Raw genomic sequence first — 19,922 nt, forward strand, 5'->3', positions numbered from 1 at the left:
GACGAGATTTACGACCTCGCGATCGTTGGCGCCGGCGTCATGGGCCTCAGCGCTGCCTTCATCGCAGCGAGCAATCGCCCGCGGGACAGAGTCGTCATCTTCGAACGAGATGTCCTTGGGGCAGGCGCCAGTCGCTTTGCGCCCGGCATCCAAATCGACATCTGTCGTAACGAGAGGGAAAGACAGCTCATCAATCATAGTTTGAAATTCTGGCAAGGGATCTATCCCCATGGGCTTTGGCCCGTCGGTCGCGACTGTGACGTGTTTTGGCTGACACGTAATCCCAAAGCGCTCGCGCGTCTGAGTAGCGTGGGCGGCACGCCCCCATCAACCTCGTCCGCACTGAAGCAGAGGCTTTCCTCTCTGCCGCATTTCTCTGTCCCAAGCGATACGGCCGTGGAACTGGATCGGGGTTCTTACAGTCCAGTAGATCGCATTGTTAAGGATCTGGCCCAAAGGCTCAAGGCAGCCGGAGTCTCTCTGTACGAACGGACATCTATTAAACGGATACGGCAGGGACCAAGCAATATTCTTCTTCAAACCTTGGATAATAGATGGTCTGCAAATTATTGGCCGTGGTGCAGGCAATGGGTTTCGTTTTGGGCCCGGATGTGCGGAAGAGGCAATAAGGTCCCTGTATTCCCCGTATCCCGGTGTCGTCACCACGACATGATGTGAAAACTTATGCCTGATACGATCAATATCGAACCAAACCTCCCTCATGATCTCGCAGACATCGGTTATGGCGAGACCTCGAGATCGACCATGATTGTTGATCTGGGCGCCATTCGATCCAATTATCGGAAACTTCAGGCGCTTGCGCCCCGCAGCAGTTGCGGCGCAGTTGTCAAGGCAGACGCCTACGGTCTCGGCGCGGGACGTATAGCGCCGTTCCTTGCTGACCTTGGCTGCACGCATTTCTTCGTAGCCGATGTCGAGGAAGGGATTGCCATACGCTCTGTGGTACCATCATCTGCCAAGATCTACGTGCTTCACGTCGTGATGCCAGGTATGGAGCCGGCTGCCGAGCAGCATGATTTATTGCCCATCCTGAACAGCAGGCAACAGTTGGATGCATGGCTGCGGCATTGCCGACGTCGCAATCGAGCGTTGCCGGCCGGTATCCACGTTGATACTGGCCTGCCTCGGCTGGGTTTTCCCATGGATGAGTTGCAGGCACTCGCCGAGAAAGAAACGGGCTTGTCCGAACTAACCACAGCGCTATTCATGAGTCAGCTTGCTTGCGCAGAGTGGAAAAATGAGGTTAGTCGTCAACAATTACGTCGTTTTCGCAAACTGACCCATTTGTTTCCGAAAGCTATTCTTTCTCTTTCGAACTCGGCAGGACTATTCGCCGGACGCCAATTCCATTTCGACCTCATAAGACTTGGAGGAGGAATTTTTTGGCTTTTCCACATCCGATCACCCCTGCTTCAAGCCGTCGCAAGTCGTCAGTCTGCGAACGCAGATCATTCAATGCCGTGAACTGACGCATGGGGAAGCTAGCGGATACCATATGTCGTACAAGGTGAAGACACGGATGCGTGTCGCCGCCGCATCTATCGGTTATGCCGGTGGATTTCCGCGTATTCTGGGCAATCGGGGGCATGTCTTCATACGTGGTACTCGTGTGGCAATCGTCGGGTTCGTGTCCATGGACCTTATGACCATCGACGTAACAGAGCTGCCCACAAGCTGGACTCTGCCCGGCACCTTGGTGGATCTGATCTGCCCAGAGCAAACTGTGGAGGATTTGGCTTCAGCGGCGAATATGCTGAGCGATGAACTGACCACCGGGATCGGACCCCGGTGCCGCAGGCTTTATGTTCAGTGTTGACGAGATGACCGATGACCTCCTCCGCCCCTCAATCCAAGCAATTCAATCGATCAATCTACTTGGCCGCCGAAGGCATGCGCCTCATGCGTCCGAGGTACTTCACGCCTGAAGTACGCCAGTTTCCAGGACTGGGAGAGATTCTTTCTTCTCGATCTCCTGCGCTCGACCCCATACCATTTGATCATCGAGGTAGGGTGTAGTTACTACCGCCTCATCGGCGTCAAAAATGATGTCACTGATTACCTTGGCATCGACATAAACCCACCTCGCGCACGACGGTCAGAACATGGGGACGGGGCAGTTATCCGCTGCGATGCAAACAAATTCTTGAAGGACGCGGCTGATCAATGAGATCATGAGGCGATACGGAAGGATACTTTGTATACTGCCATTCAATTTTCTTGGTACGATGGATGCCCCACTAGAGTTTCTTGCAGTGGTCTGCCAATCGCCCTTTGATCTGGTCTTGTCGCTGTTTTCAACCAGCGAGAGGGCAACCGTAGTACTATGATCTTTGTGGCATCGAGGTTCAGAGTGTGGCGCGTACCGATGACTATGTTCGCCTAGACTGCTCCAACGGTTTCCAGGCGTTCGCTTTCGATTCGATCTTTCTCAGAAATCGCATATCCGGTTATGGCTTCCGCCTGAACAATGCAGAGCATCATGACGTCTGCAACTCCTCCATTTTTCAAAAGTTCTGAAGGATATATAGGATGAGAGGCGCTGCTCGCGCAAAAGTACGTCCGGCCGGCCTCAAGACACTGAACCCTTCGGCTTCTGAGTACGGATTTAGCACAATAATCAAACGAAGTGTAGCATGACTTAACACCACTGACGGTCATACTCTGAAGGCCTCTGAAAGACACGCTCGCAAGGCAGACGGACATAGGCGACGGCATGTTGAATCTGGTGGTGAAGAGAAGCAAAGACGTCTGATGCGGTAGGTACCGTTTATTCATTTCCAGCGAATACGAAAGCGACCTGCCTCCCCTAGAATTGGTAGCGCGACTTGCCCGGTGTTTGCTGTAGATTTGGCCTTCAGGACGAATGGTTCGCGACTAGAGCGTCGCAATTGGTTGCCGCGATCTGCAACGATCATGCGAGATGGCGGTGACAGTGATCTAAACGTGGTACGGATCCCGCCATTCCTGAAGCGTCCCGAGAACGGAGCTGCAGATGCCAAGCCGGACAGATGATCCACTTATTTCACCAACACCCACAAATTCCACGTACGGGTGCCTCGCCGGAGCGGTGCAGTTCGCGCTTGGAAGCAACAAGCGCGCTAGGCCGACAATCCCGACCTCAACGACCAGTTTGTGCTTGGCACCACTGCGGCGTCGAACGTTCAGTGTCGCGCTCGCCGGCGCACCTTGTGGGTGCAAGAAAAGTGCAGCAGATCTAAACAGACACAGACCCATGGCGCCGTGCTGCATCGAAGCTAGCAGAACAACTCAAAGGCGGCACACTAGTAGGCCTCCCCAGCTATTTCTCGCATTCGAAAACGGCGAGCTGTCTCACCAACAGAACACGCAGCGGCCGATCCGCTCATGACGAGCCGATTGATTGCCAGATGATGACGCTGCAAACTCATGGTCAATTGTTATGAAGCTTGTTGAATATCCTTCCGGAAGCTACACCGGACCGAGGATCTTTGTTGGCAAGAATCGTCTCGGAAACTGGGTCGTCCGCGAACAGAACGGCATTTTTGGCGGCTTGTTCGCGAGCCGGAAGCAAGCGCTCAAATACGCACTCGGCGAGAATGGCCAACATCCAGAAGCTATCCTCGAGGTATCTCGCGAGATCGAACTCGATATTCCCCACGATCCGCAGAGGCGCGCGGCCTGCCGATCGGCTTAATTGAGAAAGGTTGTTGGCTTTGCTGCAGCCCGCGGAAGCAGACCGCCACGCCCTTATGTGAGGATGCAGGGCTTTAGTGCGATCAAGTGCAGTGAAACAGGACGTCGAGCTCGCGCCTAGAGGACGGGAACCAAATCGCATCTTCGCTGGCTGCTGTCGCCGCCAGGGGGCACGCATGGCTTATAGCCCGGACGGAGCCTGAATACCTTCTTTGAGCCTCGCCAAGCAAGTTACGGCGAACATAGACTCTGGCCAAAGTTAATCTAGCGGCATGTTGCCGAAAAGCACTGCCGTGTCGTTCACTTGCGTGCCTCTATCGCGCCCAATATGTCTTGACGGCTCTCGAGAAAACCTGCGAACACGTCGACGATGAACTCAGCGTCGGCACGCGTCATCGGTGACGAAATCGATGCGGCAGCACCATACGGCAGGATGATGCCGTTCTCCGCAAAGAAGCGTGTGAGCTCCTTCATTAGAGTTACTCCGGCAGGCGTGGGATAGATCTCGCGATAATCGCTCGGGGTTTCCGCCCTCGGATGAATGCGGAAGAGTGAGGCGGCACCGGTGACACAGAGCGGAGCGCCCAGGTTCGAGACGGCCCGGCCGATCCCGTCCCGGACAATGTCCCCAAGGATCTCCAGATGTGCAAAAGCCGCATGATCGAGATGACGCATGGCAGCCAACCCCGCTGTCATGGATAGAGGATTGGCAGAGAACGTACCGCCTTGCGGAAGCAGTGGCCGACCCACTGCGGCATCGAATACTTTCATTACGTCCTCGCGGCCGCCGATTGCTCCAATCGACAAACCTCCGCCGATGATCTTGCCCATCGCAATGACGTCCGGAACAAGGCCGTAACGTGCGGAAGCACCCTGAAAGCTCTGCCTGAGATTGAGGACCTCATCAGCGATCACAAGAATCCCGTTCTTGCGAGCAGATTCCTGCACCGCGGCCATGAATTCAGGCTTCGGCGCAACGAGTCCCCCGCAGCTCGGCATCGGATCCAGAATGACGGCGGCAAGATCGTGCGCATTTTATGATATCAAGCGGCGTGCGCCTTCAACATCATTGAAGCGCAGCACAACCACCTCATTGAGCACGCTTGCAGGCATACCGCGGTAGAAGACCGTCGAGTTGGGCTGGTTGGCGTCACCCCAATCGTCCGGTGTCGCCGCTTGACTGACCTCGACCCAGTCATAGGCGCCATGATAGGCGCCCTCGAGCTTGGCAATCTTCGAACGTCCAGTGAAGGCCAGCGCAGCTTTGATCGCAAATAGCACGGCCTCGGTTCCGGTATTAACGAAGCGAACACGGTCAGTCCTCGGAATGCGCTCGCAAAGTAGTTCAGCGAGCTCAATCTCGCTCTCCGTCGGATTTGCGAAGCAGCTGCCGCGCTGGAGTTGACGGGTTAGTGCTTCCACAACGGGGCCGAAGGCATGTCCATGGATCAACGTCGTGAAGTTACAATTGAGATCGAGAAACCGGCGGCCGTCGACATCGAGCACATAGCTGCCCATCCCACGCTCAATGTAGAGCGGAGTTGGATCTCGCTCAATCGTTACCCGCGAGGTGCCGTCGGGGAAAACCTTTTCCGCCCGGGCAAAGCTTTCGTTGGACCGCCTCCCAGCGCGCAAGACTTCTGCCGCCGTATTGGAACCTGCGTTATCTTGGCCCACAACGTCCCCATTGCCTTCTTGAATTTGTGCTGAGTAGGCCCACAACAGCCATTGCAGTGCCACCAATATGCGGGCCCTCCTGTTCGGCTTCCGGTGAGTGCCGGAGGGTCTCTTGAGTGACATTGAGCCAATTTGCTCATCGCAGCGGCCGGAACATCACTTGAGCTAGATTAGCTGCCCTTCGTGCCGGACCGCCGCCCCCTTCAGCAATTTCTTCCCGATGTTTGTTCGGTACTCGCTCGTATCCTCGCTGGCTCACAGTAACCAGCTTGCTTGCAGGCGCCTGGCACATGCGCCGCAAAGACTTGATTGGTGTGGGAGATGGCATTACCTGACGGCCGCGTGTGGCGATTATGCTGATACCATCCCACTAGCTGCATCATAGCGGACGGCGAGTTGCTAGCTGACCGTATTCATTCTTGTTAGATCTGGATACTACCTACTCTGGTGATAGTTGGGCCTTTAATGGGAAACGTCTCGTTAGCATCGGTTTGAAGATGGCGACTAACAAAAGATTCGCGTACTCGTTGCAGCAGGGCGGACAATTCGGACAGCCGACAGTTTCTTTGCTCTTCGTGCTGCGGAGTTTGCCCTCGAGCTGGATCTACTCATCACGCCGATGGCTTCTTAGGGGTCCAAACTAATTTGCAGGAAGTATATGGATCACGAGCCTGAGCTGCGCTACTTGGCCGGACGAAGAACATATTCGTCGCGGTCCGAGTGGGCGATCGCAATCGCCTTGTCTGCAGTCGGAAGAGGCTTGTGCCCGGCCTATCTGGAACACGTACAAGCTGGCATATTCGCTTCGAGGATCAGAAGCAGCCTGCATCGGAAGTCCCCGCACGGCTATGGACGACGGCTATAGGCGCTGAGGCTTGGTGTAACTGCACCGCACACCGCTCAGCGCACGGCTCGGACTGTTGAAGTGCGCACCGCGCTTGATGCCATCAAGCGATCACGGCCACATCATATTGGTGTAAGGACAGCCGATGATCAGTCTTGTTCGCGCCCATCGCTTCATGCAATCGAGCATTGTTGCGCCTTAGCCCTGCGGCGGAACAGTGAACATGGCCACCAATCTCTCTAGCCAAACGGGTTGGCTGGACTGAAAGAGGAGCGTTCGGCAACCGGGTGTCGTGCTAATCTATTAGACTGGTGATACCTTCTCTGTTCTTGTGAGATCGTCTTCGGAAAGCATCTGCCGATGATACCTAGCTAAGTGCGCGATCTCTGTGTCCAAAAGCCCAAGAAGCCCTGATAGAATCTCTCTGTTATGCTGTCCAAGTGTTGGTGCCGCTGTGCGGATTGCATTGGGTCTGTCACCTTCCCGAATCGGCATGGACGGCTGCGGATGCCGGCCAATGAAAGCGCGTTCGGCCTCTTGCAGATACCCGCGCGATTTGACATGCCGATCACTGAGCAGATCAATTGGCAGGCGGGTCACGCCGGCCGCTATCCTTGCAGCCTGCAACTCTGACATGGCCTGGTCCGCATCGCGGGTGATCGTCCAGGCTACGATCGCTTGTTCGATCGAATCCTCGCTATCACGGCGAGCTTCCGCAGTTTCAGCGAAACGTCTTTGGCCCAGTCTGGCCGCCCAACGAGTCTGGCAAGCCTCTGCCACATGTTCTGATCGGTCGCGGCTATCATGACCTAATTGTCCTCACCGGCACAGCGGAAGCAGCCATGTGGCACCAACTGCGGATGGCGATTGCCGTATTTTACCGGCGGCGCACCGTCGATCGAATGGAGCGTGATCCATGGAGCTGCTAACGGCAGCATGCATTCGATCTGCGCAAGATCAATGAACTGCCCTCGCCCGGTGGTACGAGCGTGGATCAGCGCAACCAGAACTGCAGCGCAGCCGTTCAAGCCACCTACGGCATCTCCAAAGGCAATGTGAGTCATCACGACCAAGAACCGGCGTACGATCTCCAGTCCAATCCCGCGCGCTCCTCCAGTCACAAGCGCAACGCGCCCGTCGCTTTGCTCGCCGAGTTCTCCTGGCTTCGGCATGTTTAGACAATCGCAACCGGCGTTACGAGCGAGCAACGCGCTGTTGAGAACAATGGCCCGAACAATCCGCAGACGTCTAGGACGTCGAATAATGGATTGAGATTTGACGAGCCTTTATCATCCTTCTTGATATAAGGTGACAGCAACCGTATCGGGTAGCTCGATGAAATTCGTCCTCTGAATCATTGCATCACCTCAAGGGTATGGCTTTCCCGTCGTTTGAGCCACAGCTTCCAAGATGCAGTCGCACAATCGCGCTATATCTTTGTCTTCGTGATCGGCCGTAATGCACACTCTGATCCCTGCCTTTCCCTGCGGGACCGTCGGAAAGAATGTCACCGAAGTGTAGAAGCCGGAATCAAGGAGTAACTTGGCGATTGCAATGGCCTTGGTTTCCGATCCTATTGCAATCATCCTGATGGGGAACAACTCTCCTTGCTGGCCGGTTTCAACATGACGATCGAATTCCTTGATACGCTGGGCTAACCGCTGCTGCCGATCGCCAAGTTCTGCCGAATGGTGAATTTTGCACGATCCGAGCGCCGCGCCAACCGCCGCCAAGTTGGGGGGTACGGAAAACGCATAGGGAATGCAGTACCTTCGAAAGAGAGCTTCTTGATCAGCCGTTCCGAGCATCACCATGCCGCCCGATGCGCCAAAACCCTTAGCCAGCGAGGCTACTATGATCGTGCGGTCTCCCAGGACTTCCGGAAACTGAGATCGAGCAAATCCTTCCCCCTGGCGTCCGACGATCGATATGCCGTGCGCATCGTCGATATAAAGAAAGAGCCCGTACCGTTCCTGGAGTTGGCGCAGCTCCTTGAGCGGCGCATCCCCTCCCATGGAGTAAACACCATCGCATACATAGACAACGGCTGAATGGTTGCGGCACAAGCGTTCCAGAGCGTCAAGGTCGTTGTGCGCAATTGTTTCCACGCCCGTTTCATCAGCAACCACGGGCTTGTGATAGGCCAGCGATAAGTGCGCAAGGCGGTCGAACACCACAAGCGGCTTTCTTCCACCGGTCAATTCGCCCGATGCAAGGAGTGGCATCGCACCTAGATTCGCAAGCATGACAGTGGAAAAGGCGATCACGCGTGCGGAGAACATCTCCGACAGGATTGTTTCAAGTTCTGCCAGAAGATCGAAATTGAGCCGCGTTCGTGCGCAGGACCAATGCAACGACCGATGCGCCTCGATCGCGTCGATCGCGGCAGCGACAATGACGGGATGATTGTCCAAGCCCAGATATGAACATCGCACGAAATCAATTATTTCCGGTCGCTCCTCAAGTGAACCCGAGCCCAGAGCGAAAGCACGCCCCGTCGTCGAACGTCCATGGATGCCCATTAGACCAGCCTCGTGGGCTGCATCGAAATAGCGACGGCTCTTATTGATCATGTAAGTGGTGTTCCGGAAATGTCCGGCCGGCCGACCATCCTCAGAGAGCGAGCTCCGCTGTGGCATTTGATACTCCGTTGCATGCGGGTGGAGGGGACGGCTGAGTAGCGCGGTCGGCACTTGGGCGACCGCTTGTACTGGATTTCGCAGCTCAACTGCCTTCTTTCTCAAAAGCGACTTAACCATCGGCGAGTTTGCTTGGGCAGCCACCAAGTCCGATAGGCTAGGGCGGACACGTAATTGCCGCGCTTTCCATTGCGACACAAATCGCTCGTAGGCAATCAACATCTCGTATTCGCGCAACGCCTTACTGTAGTAGGCATAGGCTGGACTACGCCGGCTACCCTTCTGCCATTATAGCGATGGTTGGACATGAGGCTAGGCGAAGACAGCTGACCATGCTCGCAAGCATTGGAATTTCCGAGGCTACGATCTACAATTGGAAGGCCATTTTGACGGTATGGAGGTCTCCGAGGCCAAACGACACAAGGCCTAAGAGGATAACGCGAAGCTGAAGAAGCTCGGGGTGAGCAGATGCTCGATGCGGCCGCGCTTCGCGAGCTACTTTCAAAAAAATGGTAGGGCCCGCCGCTAAGCGCGCTGCCGTCACGCATCTGCAGGCGGTCGAGAGCCTGTCGGAACGGCGGCCCTGCTCGATCGTGAGCGCGAATCGGAAGATGATCCGCCATTTTTCCAGCCGCCCTCCTGAGGCAGAGCTGGGAGCCGGCTGCGAGATTTCGCCAACGAGCGCAGGCATTTCGGCTAACGCCGGCTGTCCGTCCTGCTGCGGCGGGAGACCGCCGTCTGGGATCAACCGGATCTACCGGCTTTATCGCGAGGAAGAGTGGCCATCCGGATCTGCTCGGCGCAAGGCGTGGGGACCCGGGTCCCGATCTTGGTGGAGGTCAGATTCAGCGCGCGCCTTGCTCACGGCCAGTTCGCTAACGGCCGGCGCTTCCACGTCGTCTCTTGAACAAGCCAGGAGCACTCTACGAACGCAGGAATCCTGCTTTCACCTGACGCTTCTGGCTCGATTGCAAGGCTCGGGAACAGTAATGACGAAACAATGGATCAACATGTCGTAAGCTCGGCCGGCGTGTGATGTCCTCTCTGCTTCGATCTCCCTTGTCACTTGGCGGATCCGTTCTTCGAGGCGGCAGAGATCGTTGTAGTGATCGCCGACCAGACGCCGCATCATTGGTGATAAGTCGTTCCCTTCATCTTTCAAAGCGTGCGGCAACTCGAGCTTGAATATTCCAGCACCCTGATGCAAAGCTACGCCGTACTCGAGGCAGAAAGCCCGCATCTGACTGATCAGGCGCGTCCGTGCGACGCCCGCGCGAGCGGCATGGTGAGCGACACAGGAAGGCGCCAGTCAGCCCTCGCCAGGATTCGGCATAGGTGAAGGCTGACGCTTCGTGGGCGGCCGTGATCCAGCCGACCTCTCGCGTCTCAAAGTAGACCGGAAGACGGTTCATGTGGCTCCTCCTCGTCGCTGTCGGGAATGTCCGGTGTCTCGGAAGTGTTCGCGCGGCGGGCTTGGGCCCCTTGAGAACCTCCTCGATGCGCAGCCCGAGCACGTTTGCCACGTGCAGACTGCGCCCGAGCTGACAGGTGCTTTTTCCGGCCTCAAGGTCGACGATGAAGCGCTTTCCTGTCCCGCTCACCATGGCCAGCTCGTCCTGCCGGAGGCCCTGCCGTTTGCGTTCTTCCTGGATGAGGCGACCGAATGCTGCAGCAAACTCGGCCGCTTGGCGCGCGACACCGGTCTCGCCACGAGCCTCGTTTCCGCCCGAGGGGGGAGTGCCCTTGGGAGCGTGTTCATAGCTCTCTCGCCTAAAGTTACCGATCGGGAACATTCGGCCAAGTCGATGGAAGGAGGATAAAAGTTACCGAACGGGAATATTTCCCCTTAAGTGAGGCTTAACGGCCCGAAAAGTTACCGATCGGGAATTTTTCTTCGATGAACGGAGTTCATTGAAGAAGGAGCTCGACGACGGAAGGCTGGAAATCCCAGCGAACTCTCTGCAGTCCCGAGGGACAGACAATTCCCGCGGTCACAACACGCTCCTAGCCCATGCGATGCCATCACCCCAAGGTGACAAGAACATAAGCGCCGCCTTGGAAGTGCTTCTGGAGTATCGCGACCCGGCGGTCCTGGCCACGAGCACCCGGGGCAATCATCTTCCATCTGCGGAAAACAAGGTCATGAGGCTGCTGTTGCTGCCAGTCAGCGCCCCAGAAAGGCAGTCGCTGCCTCTGTCACAAATCTTCTCCGATTGCGGGGGCGTTCGGCGCTCGTGGCAAAAAATTGATGAACTCGAGCAAGCTGTTTCCAGCAACAAAAGCCTCATCAGCGGGCTTGGCATAATCCCTGATTACCGCAAGGCGAGCCGCGCTCCAGGCGCAGAAGGCCATCCGCAGGCGGACGCCGCGTGAAGCGAACATCTCCAACAGCTCCGCAGTACCCAGAGTTTGCGTGGGCAGCTCACAGGCGCAGATGACCAAATCTGATCAACCCCTGCTCTAGCTAGCGAAGATTACGCGCGCGGCTTCCTCCGACAATCATTCCCCGCCATCAACAAGCGCGGTCGATTTGATCGCTGCTGCGCGGAGAAGATAAGAACTTTACCTAAGATAGGTGCCGCGCCCTCCAAGCCGCGGCGAAATCGACGCACTCCAGCGGGTCCGCTTCTCCTGCAACGACTCCGGGCGCTCCGACGCCGACTGCGGAGCAAGTCAATGATTTTGCAGCATCGGTGATCACTTGCGCGCCGACTTCGGTTGGCGAGGAATTGGCCCAGCCCGGCACTCGAGTCCGGCGCGCACGTCAAGCTGGAGCCCTGGTTAAGCGGGGCCGCTCCATTTAATCAGCGCGGGCCTTTTTGAGCGAGACAGGAGGTGCAGCCCGTCTTGCGTATTGCCGAGCCGAGCGCATCACGAAACACATAGTCCGCCGGGATCTGGCCCGTGTTCTGCTAACGGATTCATGCTCACGAGGTGTGCGCGACGTACACTTCCCGGCGTGTTCACGGACGAGGTTTGTAGATAGCACATGAACTTGATCGTATCGCTCCCATTCTGATCACAGACTACTCGCATGAGCTCCAACCTGCGCAATCAGAACTGATAGGAGAACTCCGTTGCCGTTTGAGCGATTCCTCCAGCTTGAGGAATATTTGCCGCCCAGACAAGGCCAGAGCCGATTGGCGGCCAATAGCCGAAACTTTGGAGTCGCATGCTGGTTTCGAATTTGCGATGTGAGTAGCACGACAAATCGACATTCGCTTTCCGATCGCGAGCCGGAGAACGGCGGGATCGCAGTCACTTGAATGGGAATCGAGGACCTGAGTCACCATGACGCTTTGCTCAGATGATAGCTCCACTCATGTGAAACAACCCATATTGGAGCGATTGTTTTTGTCGGCAGAAACCGGCAACTGGGTTGCTCACGAAACACGCGGCGCGTTTGGCGCCTTTTTATCGACCGCGCTGAAGCTCTGAAATACGCTCTCTTCAAGAACGGAGGCGCTCCAGAGAACTTCATCGAAGTGGCGCGTGAGATCGAGTTCGAAATTCCCAGGCCATGAACTGCAGAACACAAAGGATTGACTGCCCTTCTGCATTCGCCGACCCGTCGGAGCGGGGCACTCGCAAACGATGTTCTTGAGCGTTCGCACTGCAACCTTCAAGGTAAGCATCTTTAGCCGTCCTACCTCGCTTCGTGCGACAGCCTAAGCCAGGAGAAGAACGCACCATCGACTATCCATCTGGCACGCGTTTCATTACGGAATCATAGCGCACAATTCAACGAACCGGTCTGCATCGATCATTTGAGCTGGAAGGGGTCGCGGGCCTAAGGCCATCTCCTGCGCACAGAGACCCAGAAACGCCCGGAGCGGCGCGTCCGCCGCAAACATGTTCAAGCTTATCTATCCGCTATATCATCGGAAGTACGCAACCTTTTGCATTTAAGCCAGCCACGCTTGGTGAGAATCGCCCGCTTGGATCAGCGCAGACGCCGGAATATGGCGCAAGTTCCACGAACAGCACGCTTTTGGAAATGGATTCGCGGAAGTCCCAGCCGTCTAAACCGGCTTTCCGATGACGACGACTTCAGTAGCGGAGCTGCCACGATCAACTCTCCTCAAATTTGTGCACACGCATATGACCGCTGGCGTCCGCAGCAGGGAGGACGGACCGATCACTACGTTAACCGAGGCAGCCGACTGGCCGTCGAGCTTTCAAGAGCGTTATGCCCCGGATCTAACCTCGCCTAGTGGTCCACAGCGCGCCGTGACGATCGGCGATGAAAATTGTAGCGCCGTCCATAGCTGGACAGCTGCAGTGCGTAATCCGCCTCGCATTCCGCCGGAGCAACCGACAGTTACCCCTTAGCGGCAACGCCAAAGCGGCCGTTACTTTAGATAAGACCTAAACGCCGCGCCTTGACGACGCACTGCGTCCTGCTGGTCCTTTCCAACTTTCGCATCGCATTCTTGACATGGAAGTTGACGGTGTTCTCACTCACGTTCAGGATGACTCCGATTGCCCATGATGACTTTCCCTGCTCGATCCATCGCAAACACTGTTTTTCCCGTTCCGACAGCACAACCTCTTGCACATCCGCCATGATTTTCTCCTGGCCTCGACAGAACAGGAGAGCCATCAGCAAATGCGATGCCACTCAGTGGCGCCAGCAAACACGGGGAAGTAGGATGACTTCCTCGACGATTGCCTCAACATTCGCGCGAGGCCGCCATTCCATTGCAGCCTTGTCGACGGGCTTGCGACATATGTCGCAAACATAACATCAGCACTGCGAGAATTGTGGCTGTCGATATTGTGTCCAAATCTACGTGAGCCGGATATCGCCCTTTCACTAAACACTCCTCCTTCCAAGGAGTGGGGAATTCTCCTGAGCCGTAGGACCAGGCTCGCGAACCCAGGTCAAATTCGCCGTATTTTTTCTCCTCGAGGATTTCCTGCGCGGATCGGCCATCTCGCGGCGGAATTCCTCTCAGGCTGGAGGTGATTATGCGCTACGATCGGATAGATGCCCGCATCCTCGAGATCGTGCAAAAGAATGACCGTCTGACTTCAGAGGTGATTGGCGAGATGGCCGGGCTTTCCGCTACCGCATGCCAACGACGGCTGAAGAGGCTCCGCTCGGAGGGCATCATCCAGGCCGACGTGTCGGTCGTATCGCCAAAGATGGTCGGACGACCTATTCAAGTGCTTGCAATGGTGGCCTTGGAGCGGGAAAGCGCTGATATCATCGATAGGTTCAAGAAGGTCATCAAATCATCAATCGACGTCGTCAATGGTTTTTACGTCACGGGCGATGCCGACTTCGTCCTGTACATTACCGCACGGTCCATGGAGGAGTACGAGGAGTTCACGCGGCGCTTCTTCTACGAAAATCGCGACATCACAAGGGCTTCAAGAGCATGGTCATACTGGATCGCGTAAAGGTTGGATTTGCTGTTCCGGTTGAGCTTCCACCAGACGATTGACTGCACCGATGCTGGCGATCGTCTCCGCAATCGAGGTCTTGACCTGACCGTTCAACTCTCCGGCCGTTCCTTAGGCTCTCAGTCAGGCATAGAGAAGAGACGCAGCTCGAGCCTGGTCATACGCAATGTCCTGGACGCAATGATCGGACCGCTAACGGCAAGGGCAAAAGCAAGAATATGGCCCGTTCAGTTGGATTCGGCGCGAGCGCCGCAACGCTGACGCGCCGCCAGGCGTGATAAGTCCGGCCATTAGCGGGCACGTTGGACAACAGGTCCCGCGCGCGGGCGCAGAGGCTGCCGGCAAGCGCAGCCGGACGATGAAGCGAACGTCAAGAAGTTAAGCATCAATGCAAGATCCTGCTGCCTTAGCCACAACGCGTTCGACCGCGGCCGCCCCCAAGGGTTGTCGTATCTTGAATATTGATGACGACCTTTTCCACGGCGTAGCCCGCCAGCCAGCTTCGTCAATCGGGTGCGCGGTACATGGATGATGTTTCTTCCGAAGATTGCAGAGTCAAGGGCAAAGCCCGGCGAACAACTCGCGCTCGGAATTCTGATTGTAGCCTACGCCAGCGCGAACCAATCCCTCTGTTTACCAGATCCACAAATAGCCAATTTGCGTTGCACGAGCATTTGTCCTGCCCTTGATACTTCCCATGTAATCTCATCGAGCTCAGCAGCAATCTCCTCGGCGCTACGCAGTTCGCGTCTTCGCAGCGATTTCAGAACGCGCCGCCCGAGCGCGAGGAGCTCGAAGTTCGGCTCAAGGTTACCTTCTTCAAAGCGGTCACACCACAGGAGCTGGCCGCGCCAGATTATAAAATGACTACCGCATCCTCCGTCTCGCCAAACCGAGGGATAGAGGGTTGGCTTGCCGGTCCGCATATCCAGTCTCCACGACTTTCCTGCGCGTGAATCGAGATTGACGACGAGCGTTTCGTCGCATCCGTCGGGACAGCGCATGAGGACTGAGCGCAGCGCGCCTCGCCGGATGACCACCACATCGCCGGGAGCGGTAAGCATCTTCTCTCCCTCATCCCGGTATTCCGCAAAGCCGCGCAGGTTCACCCTCCTCGGAACAATGCTCATGTCTTCCTCCTCGCCAGCTCGCTCGCCAATTGGGCCGCGACGGCGTATTCCTTTTGTGCGCCTAAAGCGGTCGGCAGCAGGACCGTCATCCCATTGACAGCGCCTGAGGAGTTGCACGGCGACGGCAGCCTGATATTCAGTGGAACACGATTGTACTGCGATTCCCATCCGCCTGAGCTGTCGGACCACGCTGGACATCCAGCAGAACTTGCTGGTCGGATCACAGGGCCCGGGGGGATGCAAGAACGATGTCGGAGCGCAAAGACGATCAATCTCAGCAACCCAAATGGCATCTTCATATACCCAAGGGTTGCACTCCGGTGGCATTTGAAAGGCAAGCCAGGTCTCCAGCGATGCCAGATCCGCCGTCAGGGGAGCGGAGCGGACAACCGAAGCAAGGTCAATAACAATCGCATGGTCGTTGCGCACGCGCACGTTTTCCCCATGGAGATCGCCATGCGCGGGCGCACTGCGGTAGCGCTGGTGCAGTTTGCCTAACTGATCTAGAATGATCTCCGGGGTCGCCGTGACATCAAACCGAAAAGCATCTTCAACATAGCGCGACTTCAGCTTGCAAGGAAGCAGTATCTCGGCGCCGATCATAGCTTGAACGACTGAGCCCTCGTCCGGATCCTTGCCGTATGCTTGATCACGCCAGCCGCCAAGAGTCTCTTCGATCAGCGACGTCACGGCCCGAGCCGCCAAATTTCGGCGCGCCAAATTCCATAAGGGTTCGGATCGGTCCACGAAACTTCCGACCAACAGACCGCGTTCCGCCCCGAATACCGGATCGTGAATATTCGGTCTCAAGCCGAAAGGAATATATCTATCCGCATATTCGCGGTAGTTGCGGTATTCTTGCTCGATCTTGTCGTCCATCCAGTTTGGCGAAATCGGGCTGCGGCCATGCTCCAGCATTGGACGTATGAACGGTCATGTGAACGGCGAAGACGCGAGCTTGCGAAAGCCCACCCGTGAGTTCCTCCAACACGATCCGACTGCAGTGCGCGAATGCACGCTTAAAGAGTATCTTGTCGGCCTCGCGCACCGGTTCGCGGTCTCCCGCGACTTCGATCTTGAGGTCTGCGCGCGGCCTCTGACCGGCGTCGTGCCTTGCGATCTTCTCTGCTAAGGAATGCGCCGGCATATCTGTGCGGACCGCGACCCCGGCGACATTCAGGACTGATTTCGCCGACGCCTGCACGCGCCCCATTGTCTCGTCATCGTCCGCAATAAGATCGACGCGCAAACCGCTGTCGATTAGGGTTCTCACATGGGCACCGGCGGTCCTCACTACGTCTTCCGGCATGTCGGAGCCGAACTGAAACACGGCGGCGCAGGCTTTTGAGCTATCCACGCCACCCGCCGAGGCGCAGCACACCAGGTGCAGGTTCCGTTGCACGAACTCCCGCTCAGTTCGGGCGGCGGTGGCGTACCGAACCATAGCACTTCGGGTCGCGCCTTAGCCATTCTTCGCACTCGGCCGGACCGGAAGAGGCCAGGAGGGCCCTTTGGCAAGGGCGCCACGACGCGAACAGACGACGCAATCCTCGACTCTTCTCGCCTGGGTCGGTCGTACCGCGCCTCTGACACCCTCGTAAAGCTGGAAACGAGCCTGGCCCGGCATCGAGGTCACGGCAGCCATGAACATAGTGGCCGCTAGCGAGGCCATCGTCGTGTTGATTGACATGACGGCCGGCTGAGGCTCGTGGTGCCCCAGCAGATAGGGATCGGACGCGCGGCGTTCCGGGGTCATCATCTCGCGTCGGATCTGATTTCCGTCTAGCGCGCCTGTACAAGTCAGACACGGCAACTCGGGAGCCAACATCTGCACACGCCCGCTGATGTGGGTGACTGCACCCTCCCGGGCGGTAATGCTCGTGCCCATGTCGATTGTAGGCAACAGGTATTGGTAGGCGACCTGGCAGACCACTGCCCTGCTCGCATGGGAATCAGTGCAGAGGAAGACGAAGTCGAGGCCGACAAGCTCCGCCGCGATGTTCGCATCGACTACATCGGCTCTCAGTCCCCGCACCCGCGAGGTCGACGAGCACGCGAGTATCTCCCTTTCCGCGACAGCGATCTTGCTCATACCCACGTCACTGGGACCGGCTCCGGCCAAGCGGTTGAGGTTCGTGGTTTCGACCACGTCAGGATCGATCAGCACGAAATCGCGAACGCCAAGCCGAGCAAGCTGTTGGAGCAGCACTGACCCTGTACCGCCGACCCCGACGACACCCACCTTCATTGACGAGATTACCCGCTGACCATCGGCACCGAAGGCGCGCACCTGCCGATCATATCGCACATCGCTGCCTCCAGTGAATTTGTCAGACGACAGGAGGACCAGTCGCTCGCCGATCTGCCAGACCCGCACCTCCTGGGCCGTGCCAATCCGCCGGGCTCGGCAGCCCGCCTGACTCAATACGAGCGCGAGGTGTTCGCCTTTAGGCGCGCGGCGACGTAGATAGTCAGCCAATGCGACCTCGCCCCTGTCGTCGACTGCGGAAAATCGCGGATGGCTCTGTTCGAACGGATGGGTATGCACCAGCACGACGCTTCGTCCCAGCGCGCGGGCACGGTTGGCCACTTCGACGATGAATGCAGGTCGAAGCGTTGCCGACACCTCATCGCGATGCTCGTAAGCCGAATCGGCGACGCTCTCTACATCGTCCACCAACCATGTGTCGGTGTGCGGATCGTGAACCGAATAGGCTACCCCACAGCTCTCGAGCGGCGCCGAGGCCAGCAGGTCGGCCGAGGCCTTACGATACGCCGGCCAGGCGAAACGCAGCCCGCTCATTGCAGTCGCCTCAGGCGATCGGCGATGGTGTTTATCCAGCTTGAGAGCGTGTCGCGGTTGGGATTCCATGCTTGGACATGCCAAGAGAACCAGAGTCCAGGCTCCGCGGTCTCCGGGATCATGTTGTTGTTGCCGGCACTGCACGGCATGCGTCCACCCTCGAGCGTCAGATCATTGTCCGCCCAGAAGCAATCGGGTGCGGCAAAGGGGTAGCCGGTCGGAACCAGAAAACGAATCGAAGTCGCAGCCCTGCTCCAGCCGGGCGGCAGCGAGATCGAACCGATCGTCACCAGGATTGCGCCGCTCGGCAGTTCTTGCGTACGCACATCCGGCCAGCGCCTACGCAGATCCTCGATCTGGACTTCAGCGGCGCCGCCCATCAGCCGAAGTTCGCCTTCGGGGCCGACGAGAAGCGAAGCGGACCCTTGTCCTTGTCTAGCGAGACCCGTTCGTCATCTCCGATAAGGTGATCGGGATCGTTTCCGTGCCCTTCGAGAACGAGATCATGCGAGGAATCCCACTCCGCAACGCGCGCCTTAATTTGCAGCCCTGTCAGTGCCGGCTGGTCGGTCTCGTACTTTTTGCCGCCGACAAAGAAGAAGTACGTCTCTTCATGTCCGTTCTGCTTGTCACCCATCTGTTCGCCTCTATTGTGTCTCGCACTAAGGCGCGGCTTCCCGGCCGGATATGCGAGTTCCCGCAAATCACAGATGCGAGCTCCCGGCCCGCGTGTCCGGCCGTTGTTACACGAACAGGATCGGTGATTTCCTTCGAAATAGGACTGATCGACGCCGAACGGCGCACGAGGGACGCTGAAGCGCTCAGGATCCCCGCTCTCGTGGCGTCGGCCCGCGTCAGTTCTCAAGGCTGGCGCGAATCGGCCACCGCAATGGGCTTCCCTCACGCTGCCCAAGTGGCTTGCACCTGAAGACGAAGAAAGCGGGCTTACCTCCAAAAAGCGGCGCGGCTAGAACGTTCGTTATCCCAATGATGCATGCACGTGTCGGGGCGCGCGAGTTCATTCGAAAGCACCCGCACACACGTCGGGACAGGCGGCCTCCCCTGCAGCCCCCCCCAACCGAAGCGGTAGCTGCCTCTAAGCGTCGAATGGCCTTCGGCAGACATAGGACTGACTGACCTTACGAGCCTGCAGAGCGATTTTTCGACTACTCTTAGGATTGCGGTTGTGGCGCGCACACATAGAAGAGTGTATGACAATATTGCGATTGGACACGGGCGGCGCGGGCCCGGATCTGCGGATTGAGAGGGTGATTGTTCTTCATCCGTAAAAAGCGGACGGCCAGCTCCTGCTCTGGACCGACACTCCATATGACCATCTCATTGGTTGCGAATCTGACCTGGCGAGCGCCGGGCCGGCCCCCCGGCGTCTGCAGCCAGCGCCGGCCTTTCATCGTCAGAGACCTGAAGAGGACGCAGCACTGCGCCGCCGGCCAGGTGCTCCTCTCCAAAATAGAGAGCTAAGCTTCTTTCCGCCGAGCGGCGCGCAGGGCCGCAGATTCCACGCGTGCATCACCTTAATTGAGCAGAATTTCGGCTCAGACAGCGCTTCATGTGATGCGACATTTACCTCTGGATCGGCCGCGGTAACAAGCCGCGGGTGCTGCGGAAAGTCGCTGAACGCTGTGCGAGGGAGCGGAGCGTGACACGATCATCGTTCGTCTGCCCCGTTTGCGCTGAGGAGAATGCGGAACGGCGGCATCGCGCGA

17 protein-coding genes and 3 pseudogenes are annotated in these 19,922 nt (G+C 57.4%); 7 read left to right on the plus strand and 13 right to left on the minus strand.

Translation table 11 applies throughout. From position 1 onward, the window contains the following. Positions 1-39: 39 nt before the first annotated feature. Genes IVA98_RS13035 through IVA98_RS13045 form a run of 3 tightly spaced genes read left to right on the plus strand, consistent with a single transcriptional unit; the run spans position 40 to position 1,837 of the window. Positions 40-678 carry an FAD-dependent oxidoreductase gene (locus IVA98_RS13035; protein WP_247355040.1) on the plus strand — a complete coding sequence of 213 codons (639 nt, stop codon included), beginning with the start codon at positions 40-42 and terminating at the stop codon, positions 676-678. Between the two features lie 6 nt (positions 679-684). Next, on the plus strand, positions 685-1,485 hold the full coding sequence (locus IVA98_RS13040) for an alanine racemase (RefSeq protein WP_247355006.1): 801 nt from the start codon (positions 685-687) through the stop codon (positions 1,483-1,485). Next, on the plus strand, positions 1,388-1,837 hold the full coding sequence (locus tag IVA98_RS13045; RefSeq protein ID WP_247355007.1) for an alanine racemase: 450 nt from the start codon (positions 1,388-1,390) through the stop codon (positions 1,835-1,837). The genes IVA98_RS13040 and IVA98_RS13045 overlap by 98 nt, the downstream gene beginning before the upstream one ends. A gap of 1,593 nt (positions 1,838-3,430) precedes the next feature. On the opposite strand, the gene IVA98_RS37225 is transcribed toward IVA98_RS13045, so the two are convergent. From IVA98_RS37225 to IVA98_RS13070, 5 genes and pseudogenes are all read right to left on the minus strand, one after another. Next, positions 3,431-3,607 carry a hypothetical protein gene (locus tag IVA98_RS37225; RefSeq protein ID WP_346657709.1) on the minus strand — a complete coding sequence of 59 codons (177 nt, stop codon included), beginning with the start codon at positions 3,605-3,607 and terminating at the stop codon, positions 3,431-3,433. 386 nt (positions 3,608-3,993) lie between these two features. After that, positions 3,994-5,370 (minus strand): annotated as a pseudogene (locus IVA98_RS37600) (aspartate aminotransferase family protein). A gap of 1,147 nt (positions 5,371-6,517) precedes the next feature. Continuing rightward, complete coding sequence (locus tag IVA98_RS36855; RefSeq protein ID WP_346657710.1) at positions 6,518-6,994, minus strand: CoA transferase; 477 nt, start codon at positions 6,992-6,994, stop codon at positions 6,518-6,520. Positions 6,995-7,023: 29 nt separating this feature from the next. After that, positions 7,024-7,386 (minus strand): CoA transferase, encoded by a 363-nt coding sequence (locus IVA98_RS36860; protein ID WP_253075103.1) that lies wholly within the window; start codon positions 7,384-7,386, stop codon positions 7,024-7,026. Between the two features lie 195 nt (positions 7,387-7,581). Beyond that, a complete protein-coding gene (locus IVA98_RS13070) occupies positions 7,582-8,853 on the minus strand; it encodes an aminotransferase class I/II-fold pyridoxal phosphate-dependent enzyme (protein WP_247355042.1) in 1,272 nt (423 codons plus the stop codon). 316 nt (positions 8,854-9,169) lie between these two features. On the opposite strand from IVA98_RS13070, the pseudogene IVA98_RS13075 reads away from it, so the two are divergent. Beyond that, a pseudogene (locus tag IVA98_RS13075) lies at positions 9,170-9,757 on the plus strand (transposase); the annotation flags it as partial. Between the two features lie 247 nt (positions 9,758-10,004). On the opposite strand, the gene IVA98_RS37605 reads toward IVA98_RS13075, so the two are convergent. After that, positions 10,005-10,457 carry a helix-turn-helix domain-containing protein gene (locus tag IVA98_RS37605; protein WP_524536373.1) on the minus strand — a complete coding sequence of 151 codons (453 nt, stop codon included), beginning with the start codon at positions 10,455-10,457 and terminating at the stop codon, positions 10,005-10,007. Between IVA98_RS37605 and IVA98_RS37610 the strand changes: the two genes are divergently transcribed. After that, entirely contained in the window at positions 10,377-10,673 is a 297-nt protein-coding gene (locus IVA98_RS37610) for a hypothetical protein (RefSeq protein ID WP_524536374.1), read from the plus strand. The genes IVA98_RS37605 and IVA98_RS37610 overlap by 81 nt on opposite strands. Before the next feature lie 91 nt (positions 10,674-10,764). Beyond that, entirely contained in the window at positions 10,765-11,226 is a 462-nt protein-coding gene (locus IVA98_RS13085; RefSeq protein ID WP_247355010.1) for a hypothetical protein, read from the plus strand. 1,010 nt (positions 11,227-12,236) lie between these two features. On the opposite strand, the gene IVA98_RS13090 is transcribed toward IVA98_RS13085, so the two are convergent. Continuing rightward, positions 12,237-12,488 carry a hypothetical protein gene (locus IVA98_RS13090; RefSeq protein WP_247355011.1) on the minus strand — a complete coding sequence of 84 codons (252 nt, stop codon included), beginning with the start codon at positions 12,486-12,488 and terminating at the stop codon, positions 12,237-12,239. Between the two features lie 722 nt (positions 12,489-13,210). Next, the gene (locus IVA98_RS13095; RefSeq protein ID WP_247355012.1) at positions 13,211-13,420 is read right to left on the minus strand and encodes a response regulator transcription factor; all 210 of its coding nucleotides are present in this window, start codon (positions 13,418-13,420) and stop codon (positions 13,211-13,213) included. Positions 13,421-13,824: 404 nt separating this feature from the next. Here IVA98_RS13095 and IVA98_RS13100 point away from each other — a divergent pair. Next, a pseudogene (locus IVA98_RS13100) lies at positions 13,825-14,303 on the plus strand (Lrp/AsnC family transcriptional regulator). A gap of 564 nt (positions 14,304-14,867) precedes the next feature. Here the strand turns inward: IVA98_RS13100 and IVA98_RS13105 are convergent. Genes IVA98_RS13105 through IVA98_RS13125 form a run of 5 tightly spaced genes read right to left on the minus strand, consistent with a single transcriptional unit; the run spans position 14,868 to position 18,832 of the window. After that, positions 14,868-16,271: a ubiquitination-like system serine protease family protein gene (locus IVA98_RS13105; RefSeq protein WP_247355013.1), complete on the minus strand. Its 1,404-nt coding sequence runs from the start codon at positions 16,269-16,271 to the stop codon at positions 14,868-14,870. Next, entirely contained in the window at positions 16,219-16,836 is a 618-nt protein-coding gene (locus IVA98_RS13110) for a hypothetical protein (protein ID WP_247355014.1), read from the minus strand. Before IVA98_RS13110 ends, IVA98_RS13105 begins: the two co-directional genes overlap by 53 nt. A gap of 18 nt (positions 16,837-16,854) precedes the next feature. Then, a complete protein-coding gene (locus IVA98_RS13115) occupies positions 16,855-18,195 on the minus strand; it encodes a ThiF family adenylyltransferase (RefSeq protein ID WP_247355015.1) in 1,341 nt (446 codons plus the stop codon). Continuing rightward, entirely contained in the window at positions 18,192-18,575 is a 384-nt protein-coding gene (locus IVA98_RS13120) for an E2/UBC family protein (protein ID WP_247355016.1), read from the minus strand. Before IVA98_RS13120 ends, IVA98_RS13115 begins: the two co-directional genes overlap by 4 nt. Beyond that, positions 18,575-18,832 (minus strand): multiubiquitin domain-containing protein, encoded by a 258-nt coding sequence (locus tag IVA98_RS13125; RefSeq protein ID WP_247355017.1) that lies wholly within the window; start codon positions 18,830-18,832, stop codon positions 18,575-18,577. Before IVA98_RS13125 ends, IVA98_RS13120 begins: the two co-directional genes overlap by 1 nt. Positions 18,833-19,922 lie beyond the last annotated feature (1,090 nt).

Origin of the sequence: Bradyrhizobium sp. 160 (assembly GCF_023073735.1) — a bacterium.
Taxonomy (GTDB): domain Bacteria; phylum Pseudomonadota; class Alphaproteobacteria; order Rhizobiales; family Xanthobacteraceae; genus Bradyrhizobium.

Coding starts and splice junctions, on each gene's coding strand:
- IVA98_RS13040 (WP_247355006.1), top strand. CDS start 685: ATGCCTGATACGATCAATATCGAACCAAACCTCCCTCATGATCTCGCA.
- IVA98_RS37225 (WP_346657709.1), bottom strand. CDS start 3,607: ATGTTGGCCATTCTCGCCGAGTGCGTATTTGAGCGCTTGCTTCCGGCT.
- IVA98_RS13105 (WP_247355013.1), bottom strand. CDS start 16,271: ATGGACGACAAGATCGAGCAAGAATACCGCAACTACCGCGAATATGCG.
- IVA98_RS36860 (WP_253075103.1), bottom strand. CDS start 7,386: ATGCCGAAGCCAGGAGAACTCGGCGAGCAAAGCGACGGGCGCGTTGCG.
- IVA98_RS13115 (WP_247355015.1), bottom strand. CDS start 18,195: ATGAGCGGGCTGCGTTTCGCCTGGCCGGCGTATCGTAAGGCCTCGGCC.
- IVA98_RS13095 (WP_247355012.1), bottom strand. CDS start 13,420: ATGGCGGATGTGCAAGAGGTTGTGCTGTCGGAACGGGAAAAACAGTGT.
- IVA98_RS13120 (WP_247355016.1), bottom strand. CDS start 18,575: ATGGGCGGCGCCGCTGAAGTCCAGATCGAGGATCTGCGTAGGCGCTGG.
- IVA98_RS13110 (WP_247355014.1), bottom strand. CDS start 16,836: ATGGTTCGGTACGCCACCGCCGCCCGAACTGAGCGGGAGTTCGTGCAA.
- IVA98_RS13125 (WP_247355017.1), bottom strand. CDS start 18,832: ATGGGTGACAAGCAGAACGGACATGAAGAGACGTACTTCTTCTTTGTC.
- IVA98_RS13035 (WP_247355040.1), top strand. CDS start 40: ATGGGCCTCAGCGCTGCCTTCATCGCAGCGAGCAATCGCCCGCGGGAC.
- IVA98_RS37605 (WP_524536373.1), bottom strand. CDS start 10,457: ATGGTGAGCGGGACAGGAAAGCGCTTCATCGTCGACCTTGAGGCCGGA.
- IVA98_RS13070 (WP_247355042.1), bottom strand. CDS start 8,853: ATGCCACAGCGGAGCTCGCTCTCTGAGGATGGTCGGCCGGCCGGACAT.
- IVA98_RS13090 (WP_247355011.1), bottom strand. CDS start 12,488: ATGCTTACCTTGAAGGTTGCAGTGCGAACGCTCAAGAACATCGTTTGC.